The sequence below is a fragment of the Ruegeria sp. CDSC054 genome (genome assembly GCF_059610645.1).
This window is the reverse complement of record NZ_JBXWOA010000012.1, coordinates 137,945-147,657: the sequence shown is the minus strand read 5'-3', so window position 1 is coordinate 147,657 and position 9,713 is coordinate 137,945. Positions and strand designations below refer to the sequence as shown.

At 53.5% G+C, this 9,713-nt stretch carries 7 protein-coding genes; 2 read left to right on the top strand and 5 right to left on the bottom strand.

What is annotated here, in order from left to right; all coding sequences use genetic code 11:
- Positions 1-1,040: 1,040 nt before the first annotated feature.
- The 4 genes from xylA to xylF all read right to left on the bottom strand — a co-directional run bounded on the left by xylA (position 1,041) and on the right by xylF (position 5,541).
- Positions 1,041-2,348 carry a xylose isomerase gene (gene xylA, locus AC2FGC_RS19340; protein ID WP_496725576.1) on the bottom strand — a complete coding sequence of 436 codons (1,308 nt, stop codon included), beginning with the start codon at positions 2,346-2,348 and terminating at the stop codon, positions 1,041-1,043.
- An 8-nt stretch (positions 2,349-2,356) separates the two neighbouring features.
- Positions 2,357-3,160 carry an ATP-binding cassette domain-containing protein gene (locus tag AC2FGC_RS19335; RefSeq protein ID WP_496725765.1) on the bottom strand — a complete coding sequence of 268 codons (804 nt, stop codon included), beginning with the start codon at positions 3,158-3,160 and terminating at the stop codon, positions 2,357-2,359.
- Positions 3,160-4,458, bottom strand: a complete 1,299-nt coding sequence (locus tag AC2FGC_RS19330; RefSeq protein ID WP_496725577.1) for a sugar ABC transporter permease — start codon at positions 4,456-4,458, stop codon at positions 3,160-3,162. Before AC2FGC_RS19330 ends, AC2FGC_RS19335 begins: the two co-directional genes overlap by 1 nt.
- 63 nt (positions 4,459-4,521) lie before the next feature.
- Complete coding sequence (gene xylF / locus AC2FGC_RS19325) at positions 4,522-5,541, bottom strand: D-xylose ABC transporter substrate-binding protein (protein WP_496725578.1); 1,020 nt, start codon at positions 5,539-5,541, stop codon at positions 4,522-4,524.
- A 151-nt stretch (positions 5,542-5,692) separates the two neighbouring features.
- Between xylF and AC2FGC_RS19320 the strand changes: the two genes are divergently transcribed.
- Together AC2FGC_RS19320 and AC2FGC_RS19315 are read left to right on the top strand one after the other, a co-directional pair.
- Entirely contained in the window at positions 5,693-6,910 is a 1,218-nt protein-coding gene (locus AC2FGC_RS19320; protein ID WP_496725579.1) for an ROK family protein, read from the top strand.
- Positions 6,900-8,411, top strand: a complete 1,512-nt coding sequence (locus AC2FGC_RS19315) for a CRTAC1 family protein (protein WP_496783182.1) — start codon at positions 6,900-6,902, stop codon at positions 8,409-8,411. The genes AC2FGC_RS19320 and AC2FGC_RS19315 overlap by 11 nt, the downstream gene beginning before the upstream one ends.
- Here the strand turns inward: AC2FGC_RS19315 and AC2FGC_RS19310 are convergent, their stop codons facing one another.
- Complete coding sequence (locus AC2FGC_RS19310) at positions 8,412-9,713, bottom strand: cytochrome-c peroxidase (RefSeq protein WP_496725581.1); 1,302 nt, start codon at positions 9,711-9,713, stop codon at positions 8,412-8,414. It lies immediately after the preceding gene.

Here is a 9,713-nt window from a genome sequence, read left to right as displayed (position 1 = left end):
GACGCGTCGAACACTGCTAAGATCCAATGAACACATTACAACCTGATGAGACACTCGTTGGGTTCAAATGCACAACCCAGAATTTGAAGAATATGCGTAGAGACTTTCTCAGAAAACGCTGCGACTAGATCGTTAGATTTCCAATTGTAATGAACAATCAACGGCAGCTTTGTCTGCATAGCTGCTGTCCAAGGCTCCAAAGCACTGCATCTTTGATTTAACGTCCGCTTCCAGTGCATTGCCGCCGTCACTAAGGCCTAGTGCTGCACTAGCAGCGAAGGTCTGCTTGGTGGCCACAATTACTTTTTGAAGTTTGACAGAAGGGTTCGATCGCAAATAGCGGTAAGCCCTCTTTCCCATCACCTTCCTTTCGTGGGCCAGCGGGATTTGGACAAGCCAAACGCCCTTGGCCGTCAGGGTGAGGGCGCGGCTCTCCCCCTCGGGCAACGCTATTAGACAGGAACGTGTCCTCGGCTATGCCTGCGGGCCGCACCACCGCTATCGAATAGCATTGCCTCGCCCCCTCCCGCGTCCGCCACGTGGCAGGTCGGCAGAAACAGGCAGCTTCGCTGTCTGATCTGCAAATCAGCCCAGATTTTCCAAAAGGGGAGCCAGATCAAACGAAACCCTCTGCGGGAGAATTAAAATGGGAATTTTGGGTCAGTTTAAGACGCAGAGGCCAAAATTAATTGATGTCCAACATCGGGGGTGCCTTCCGATGTCGAACGTTCACCCCGTTTCTGGTCCAACTGTGACGGTTGGGTCAGGTTCGTGTGACGTTCAACAGTAAATGTGGAACGTCACTGATATTTGACTCAATCGACGGCCAAAACCTCATTAAATCGGTCAATCACGTCATTCATTTCTGACCCAAACGTCAAGCATTTGTGACCCAAAAAGAATTGCGGCCGTTTGACCAGATCAAGGAAAGGATTTGTCTTTATGGACGGGCTATGAACAAAACCTCCCCTCGCGTCCTCAGAACCGAGGGCGGCTCGGCGTGACTTTTGACAACAGCGGAAAATACCTAAGTTTGGCAGTTAAACAAATCTGTTCAAATAATTCTCTAGTATTTCCTGGCGTCCAGATTGCGGCTCTGGGTCTATTCCGTCACTTAAAACGCGAGCGAAAATTTCATCCAGGCTGCCGCTTAACATGGACTCCGCTTTTGGAGATTTCCAACCGGAATACCGTTGCGAAAGCGCGTTTTCCAAACCTCCATCTTCAATCATTGCAGCCGCTGCTTTTAAACCGCGTGCGCATATGTCCATTCCACCGATATGAGCCGCCACCAGATCGACGGCGTCAATCGATTGTCGGCGAATTTTGGCGTCGAAATTAGTGCCACCGGTGGTAAAACCACCGGCCTTCAAGATGTAATAGTAAGCTAGGGCAACTTCCGGTGTATTGTTCGGGAATTGGTCTGTATCCCATCCAGACTGATAGTCGTTGCGGTTCATATCAATCGAACCCAGCATCCCTTCTGCGGCCGCGACCGCAATTTCATGCTCAAAGCTATGCCCAGCAAGAATCGCATGGCCCTGCTCGAGATTCAGTTTCACTTCGTTCTCCAACCCGTACTTCCTGAGAAATCCGATGCAAGTAGCTGCGTCATAGTCGTATTGGTGCTTGGAAGGCTCCTGAGGTTTCGGTTCTACAAGAATTGTACCTTTGAACCCGATCTTGTGCTTGTACTCTACGACCATGTTTAAAAATCGGCCCATGTGGTCCAGTTCGGTTTTCAGATCCGTGTTCAGCAGGGTCTCATAGCCTTCACGTCCGCCCCAAAGAACATAGTTTTCGCCGCCAAGCTTGTGGGTCGCGTCGATACAGGATTTTACTGTCGCTGCGGCGTATGCAAAAACGTCAGGGTCTGGATTAGTACTGGCGCCGGACATCCAGCGACGATGGCTAAACATATTGGCCGTACCCCAAAGAAGCTTGGTGCCTGAAACCTGCATCTTTTCACCGATGTAATTGGTGATCTCTTCCAAGGCATTGAGGTTTTCAGCAAAGTTGCCTTGCTCGGGACGGATGTCAGCGTCGTGCCAGCAAAAATAGGGTTGACCCAAAAGTTCAAACATCTCGAAAGCGATGTCGGCCTTCATGCGGGCCCGTCCCATGTCGTCCTGCGGATGCCATGGGCGCTCCAGGGTGGGTCCTCCAAAGGGATCCCCCCCTTCCCATGCAAAGGAATGCCACCAGGCCACTGCAAACCTCAGATGGTCTTCCATGCGTTTACCCAAAATCACTTCATCGGGGTTGTAATGCCGGAAGGCCATTGGGTTTTGACTATCCACGCCCTCATATTGGATCCGTTCGATCCCATTGAAAAATCCGCTTGTCATACCTGACCCTATTCTGCTTTTTGCGTTGGCTGTTTGCCGAGAATGATCATCGACAAAAGGTCGTCATCAGTGACGTCTGCGATATCGACCGTGCCAACCAGTTTTCCGTTCTTCATGACCGATGCGCGGTCGCACAGTTCCATGACGGCATGCACGTCATGATCGATCAGGAATATCCCAATGCCTTGCGCCTTTAGCTGGTGGATCAAATCCGCCACCATCTGAGTTTCATGCGGCCCAAGCGCTGCTGTCGGCTCATCCATGATCAAAATACGTGCGTCGAAGTAGACAGCCCGAGCGATCGCCACTGATTGTCTTTGCCCCCCTGACAAGGCGGAAACCGGATCATTGAACTTCTGAAAGTTCGGGTTGAGCTGCGCCATGATTTTTCGGCACTCGGCCTCCATGGCTGCGTCGTTGACCAAACCAAAAGGCGTCGTCATCTCGCGCCCCAGGAACAGGTTTGATGTCGCGTCCAGATTGTCGGCCAACGCGAGCGTCTGATATATCGTTTCGATATTGTTTGCCCGGGCGTCACGGGGATTGCCAATCTCGACCGGCTTGCCATCGATCAGGATCTCGCCGTGGTCCATCTGATAGGCACCGGACAATACCTTGATCAACGTGGACTTTCCGGCCCCGTTATGGCCAAGTAGACCAACGACTTCACCCGGATAGAGATCGACCGACACATGGTCGACGGCCTTGACCCCACCAAAGGAAATCGAGATGTCGCGCATCTCGACCAACGGCGGCGCGCCTGAACCGCGCCCGGTGCCGGAAGGTTTTTTCTGCATATCCTGTGCTTGCATCATTTTGCCCCCAGTCGTTTGCGATAAACGATGTCGATATAGACAGCCAACACGAGGACGCTGCCGACCACGATGTTCTGAAACGGCGCGTCAACGCCAACCATTGCCATGCCCGATTGCAGCGCCTGCATGATCAATGCGCCAAGGATCGCGCCATAGATAGTGCCGATGCCGCCGGACAATGCGGTTCCTCCTATCACTGCAGCGGCGATGACGCGCAGTTCGTCCAGCGTGCCAATGTCGTTTGAGTGGTTTGCCAGACGCGCCGAGGCGACCACAGCAGAAACGGCGCACAGGAAGCCCATAAGCGCAAAAATCTTCACGGTCAGCAGCCGAGTATTGATGCCAGAAAGCTCTGCCGCATCCGGGTTTCCGCCGGTGGCAAAGATGTAGCGTCCAAACCGGGTTTTTCGCGCCACAATTGTCAGCGTGACGGCCACGATAATCAGAATGAGGACAGAAATCGGTATGCCGTATCCTACAACCAGCCCCTCTGGCATTGTCTCGCCGCGCGCTTCGAACATACGTTGCAGCCGGCGCGTCGGAATGGCGTAGCTGTTTACGATGTAAACGTACCCAAGGATAGCAATTGCGATTATCCCGGCCAGAGTGGCCTCGGCCCAAACAGGTTTTACCGGGAAACCATGTGACGCTTTTGCGCGGCGACCACTCCACAACGCCCAGATCGCGATCGCGGTGGCGAACAACCCAAACAGCCAGCTTGTCGACGTGCCCAGTGTTCCGTTGGTCCCGCCAAACATCAGGAATGTACTATCCAGAGGACCAATCGTCTGGCCGCTGGTCAGATACCACGCCACGTTTCTCCACACCAGAAATCCACCAAGCGTGACGATGAAGGCTGGTATCGTCAGATAGCCGACCATCCAGCCATGAAACGCACCAATCAGTGTGCCGACAAACAGGCCAACAACAATTGTGATCGCCCAGGTTGCCGGATTGTTCAAACCCATCCCAAGTATTTGCGGCAAAAGCTCGGTTTGCGTCATAGCCATCACGGCCGAGGTTGTTGCCAGCAGCGCTCCTACCGACAAGTCGATGTGGCGAGTGACGATAATGAACACCATTCCGCACGCCATAATGGCCACTGAAACCGTCTGGATGGAGAGGTTGAACAGGTTCCGAGGCGTCAAGAACCGTCCGTCCGTGAAGATGTTGAACCCGATACACAGGATGACAAATGCGCCGATCATTCCTAAAAGCCGCATATCCAGTTCCAGTTGCTGGAACAGGCTGGGTTTCGCTTTTTCAGGTATCGGCTGAGACGAAGTTTCGGTCATTTCCGATCTTTCATATTCAGCATTTGCCCCAGGCCCAGACTAAGAGGCCTAGGGCTGAGTGATTTAGTTACAAGGGGCAGGTCCGTTTTCAACGCCTTGGCAAAGATCTTCCAGCGGGATCCATCCGGCATCAACAACCACGGACAAGTTGCCCTTAGTGATTGGAACAGGCGCTAGGAAAACCGAGTTCATCTCGGTGCCACCTGGTGATGTCCAGCTAACTGCGCCTTCGACATCAGCAGGACTTGTGCCGCCGCTCAGCGCAACCGCGATTTCGCCCGCCGCCTTGCCAAGCTCACGCGCGTCTTTCCAAACAGATACGGTCTGAGTCCCCAGCGCAACGCGGTTCAACGCTGCGTGGTCGCCGTCCTGACCGGACACTGGAATGCCTTCCATGCCCTGAGCAGTTAGGGCCGCGACTACCCCGCCTGCAGTACCGTCATTTGATGCAACAACCGCATCCACGTTGTTCTCATTCGCGGTCAGGATCTGTTCCATGTTTCGCTGCGCGTTTGCCGGCAACCAGCCATCGGTATAGGCTTCACCAACGATTACGATGTCACCGCTGTCCACTGCTGCTCCGATAATTTCCTGCTGTCCACCCCGCAAGAAATCTGCGTTCGGATCAGTAGGAGAGCCCTTGATCATCACGTAGTTGCCTTTGGGCATGGCCTCAAAGACAGCCCGAGCCTGCATTCTGCCGACTTCCACATTGTCGAAAGTCAGATAGAATGCACGGTCATCCTCAATCAGGCGATCATAAGCAATGACCGGAATACCTTCGTCAGCCGCAGCCTGAACAGCCGGTCCGATTGCTTGCGCGTCTTGGGCCAAAATAATAAGCGCGTCTACACCTTGGGCGATCAGGCTTTCGATGTCCGATAGCTGCTTTGCGGAAGACGATTGCGCGTCCGCCGAGATGTACTCGGCACCCCCTGCTTCAAGCGCCGATTTAATAGCCGCCTCATCCGTTTTCCAACGCTCTTCCTGAAAGTTCGACCAGCTTACGCCAATTACTGGCTCTGCGAATGCGGTCGAAGCCAACAAAGTGGCCACAGCCGAAAAGCTGAGAATTCTCTTCATGATTTCCTCCCATTTGCCGAGCCATCGCATTTCGATTCGCGGCTCTCACAAATTTGAATACCATATTTATTTCAGCCAGTAAAATATTTACTCTACAAGAGGCAGGCAAATTCAAATAGATTGGACCAACAGCAAGATTCGCGAGGACAAGATGCTGAAAAGCAAAGCCTCTCCGGTTTCTTTGGAACAAAGAAATACGACCCGCCTGCGGGTATTGGAGCACATCAGAGCCAAAGGGTCCGTCTCGCGGATCGATATTGCATCCGCCTTGCAAACCAGCCCTGCGACCGTCACCGCTGCCACGGCTGATCTCATCTCGGCCGGGCTAGTCAAAGAGACTGAAAGCCAGGCACAGTCCAAGTCGGGGAAGAGAGGCAGACCCAGAGTATTGCTGCAATTGGACGGCCAGATGTATCTTGTGGCCGGTCTCAAGGTGGCTCGGCAAGTGATCTCGGTTATCTTGGTCGACTTTGAAGGAAACGAAGTCGCATCCCATAAATATGCTTTGGATCACGCCAGGATGTCGCCGCAAGAATTTGTATCGGCGATCCGCGAAGCTCTTGAAGAAACCTGCAATCAGATCGATCGTTCTGTCGCTCATTTGGCAGGTGTTTCTATCGGGGTGGCTGGACTGGTCGATGCAAACAAGAATTTTGTGCACTGGTCTTCTTCGATTACTGAGAGAAACATTGATTTTAGCCACTTGCTTTCAAATGCGCTGCCCTGCCCCGCATTCGTCGACAACGACGCCAATCTTGTCGCCAAGGCCGAACAGCTTTTTGGCTTGGGCAAGGGTTTAAAGAACTTCCTCGTTGTTACGATCGAACACGGTGTTGGCCTTGGCATCGTATTGGACGGCAATCTATACCGTGGAGAACGAGGTTGCGGCGCTGAGTTTGGGCACACCAAAGTTCAACTTGACGGGGCCCTATGCCAATGCGGGCAACGCGGGTGTCTAGAAGCCTATGTGGGCGACTATGCTTTGATCCGCGAGATGACGGTAACTGGTCATACCAACGACATGGACTCCATTTCCGACATTCATGACCGCGCCAACTCGGGTGACGCCAGAGCTTCGTCGGTGCTTGCCCGCGCAGGTCAGATGTTTGGCCTCGGGATTTCCAACCTGATCAATTTGTATGACCCAGAGTGCATTATCGTCTCGGGGGCACAAATGAGCTTTGAGCATTTGTGTTCCAACGAAGTTATGACCCGCATTCAAAGCGGCGTTGTGAATGTCGATGCACCTTTACCCCAGATCAAAGTTCATCACTGGGGTGACATGATGTGGGCCAAGGGGGCGGCAGCCTATGGAATTGAACAAATCTCAATTCTCAAGGTCAAGGAGCTGACGGCGAATGCGTCTTGAGTTTGCGATATTTGCGACTTTGGCCACAGTTGCGAATGCGGACACTGTTATTCCCCAGTTTACAAATGTGGATGTACCAAAACATGTCTATGATGGCGAGTGGGAGCATTTTGTCGGTGGTGGTGTGGCCGTTTTCGATTGCAATGGGGACTCGCTGCCAGAACTCTTTTTGGCTGGCGGTTCAAACCGGTCTCAACTGTTCATCAATACCTCGAACGAACAGATAGCATTTCAGGCAAAGACGCCTGAAGATCTTTCGCTGACTGGTGTGATCGGCGCCTACCCTCTCAACGTTGATAGCGACGGCGTTATGGATCTGGCGATTTTGCGTGTTGGCCCAGACCTGCTTCTTCGGGGCCATTCCGACTGCCAATTCAGCCCTTTCACTGAACTCGGGTTTCAGTCGGAGGATCACTGGACCACAGGGTTCTCGGCAACATGGGAAAGCGGGCAAGCTTTACCGACCTTGGCGTTTGGCACTTATGTTGATCGGTTTGATCCCGAAGGTCCCTTTGAATCCTGCGGCCCAACCCTTTTGTACCGTCCAGAAGGCGACTCGTATCGTGAGCCGCTGCATCTTGAGCCCGGCTACTGCTCACTTTCCATTTTGTTTTCGGACTGGGCCCGAACTGGCCGCGCAGATCTTCGCGTCAGCAACGACCGTCACTACTATGTTCGCGGCGGTCACGAGCAATTGTGGGCGATGGAGCCTGAGCCGCGCCAATACTCGGAAGGCGAAGGCTGGCTTCCATTTTCGATCTGGGGAATGGGGATCGCCTCTCGGGACCTTACAGGAGATGGATTTCCCGAAGTTTATCTGACCTCAATGGGTGATCAGAAACTCCAGATTTTTGACCCAGCGACAAACGGCCCGACCTGGCGCGATGCAACTTACGAAAAGGGTACGACCGCTCATATACCGCATATCGGCGGAGACGGAAGGCCATCCACCGGGTGGCACGCACAATTTGGCGACGTCAATAACGACGGCCGGGACGATATATTCGTGGCCAAGGGAAACGTAGAACAGATGCCCGATGCGGCTCTGAACGACCCCAATAACCTACTACTACAGAACTCCGACGGTCAGTTTATTGAAGCTGCAGCAGATGCCGGTGCTGCCTCGATGGCTAAGGCTCGTGGCGCAGCGCTTGCTGACCTGAACAACGATGGGAAGCTGGATCTGGTGGTCGTCAACCGAGGCACTGAGCTTGAAGTCAGCCAGAACTCTTCTCAGGGTGGCAACTGGCTATTGATTGATGTCACTCAGGATCAATCCAATCAATCAGCAATTGGTGGATTTATTGAAGTCAAAACCTCGCTGGGTGTTCAGACCCGCGAGCTCACAATCGGCGGCGGTCACGCTGGTGGTATCGCTGGGTTTCAGCATTTTGGGCTTGGGAGTGAGGATCAGGTGCAGGTTCGTATGATCTGGCCGGATGGATCGAAAGGCGAGTGGTTGGACTATCAGCCCAACCAAATCATACGTTTTTACCGCTGATTACTTGTCGACCGGTAGCCCGCTTGGAACTTGGTCGGGCACACCTAGCCGCTCTGCCGGGTCTTCAAGGCTTACCAGAAATCTGAGAAGAGCGTCGATTTCCTGATCCGTCAGGCTTACTTTCGGCAAGCCGTTGCTTTGGGCAATCGCACCCAGGTGCTGATTATCCGACATTGCCCTTTCGTCGTCAGAGCCGGGGAAGTCCGGCAAGGTGGCCATCTCGATCAAGTAGTTTCGCAAGGACGCCACCGAGTCCAGATGATGGCGTACTATGTCCTCAAGTTCAGCATAGGCTCCGTTGTGTCCGTATGGCGCAGTCAGGGTCACGTTGCGCAGAGATGGCGTACGAAAATCAAACGCGTGTTCGGAATCGCCGGTTACGCGAAGACGCCCATCGTCCCTGACATGGTTTTCAAATCGCGCCGCCTTTCCCGGACCGATCTGCGGCAGTGCAATCGAATGAAACTTGTGATCGGTCTGAAACCAGCCCGAATGGCAGTTGCTGCACCCAGCTTTTCCGTAGAACAGGCCCATGCCAATTTCGGCCTCTTCTGGCAATTCAGCCTCACCTCGCATCGCGCGATCGAAGAGGCTGTTATCCGCGCGCCACTCGAACGCGATAAAGTCCGCGATTACGTTGGCAATTGCCGTGAACGTAACTCCATCATCCGGCGCTAAGTCCTCAAACCTCTGCTCGTACTCTGGAATGGCCGCAACACGTTCTGCAATCAGATCCCACGCACCACCTTGCTGTGTAAGAAAGCCAAGGCGAACCGACTTGCTCACATCATTCTCAGAATAGTGACCCGCCATTTCGTCTGGCGACAAAACCGGGAACATGGCCTGTGCGGCCAGCGCTGAATTGAAACCAGACCGCATATGAGTACCCAACGGTGTTCTGATACCATCAGGTTGCGTTGGGTCTGCCTCTAGTCGCCCATCATGGAAAAACGTCGTGAACTCAGTAGCTCCGAGGTTCCAAAGCCCTGGTGAGTTTCGAGGAATACGTTGTTCCGGGGTGTTCTCGGGATCCAGCGTTCGCTCTGGACCCAGTCCAATCCCTCCTTCCCCTATTCCAAGGGAAAGACCGTCTGACGTGCCAAGTTTGGGATGATGGCAGGTCGCGCAGCTGATATTCCTGTTGCCGGATAATATTGGGTCATAGAACAGCAACCGCCCCAGCTCGACACTTGCAAAGTCGGGTTCGAGGAACTCCGGCAGAGGACCAAGCGATTGGGCACGCGCACCACCCACCGCTGAGATTGTTGAGCCGATAATCAAGAATAGCGAAACTGCTCTCAT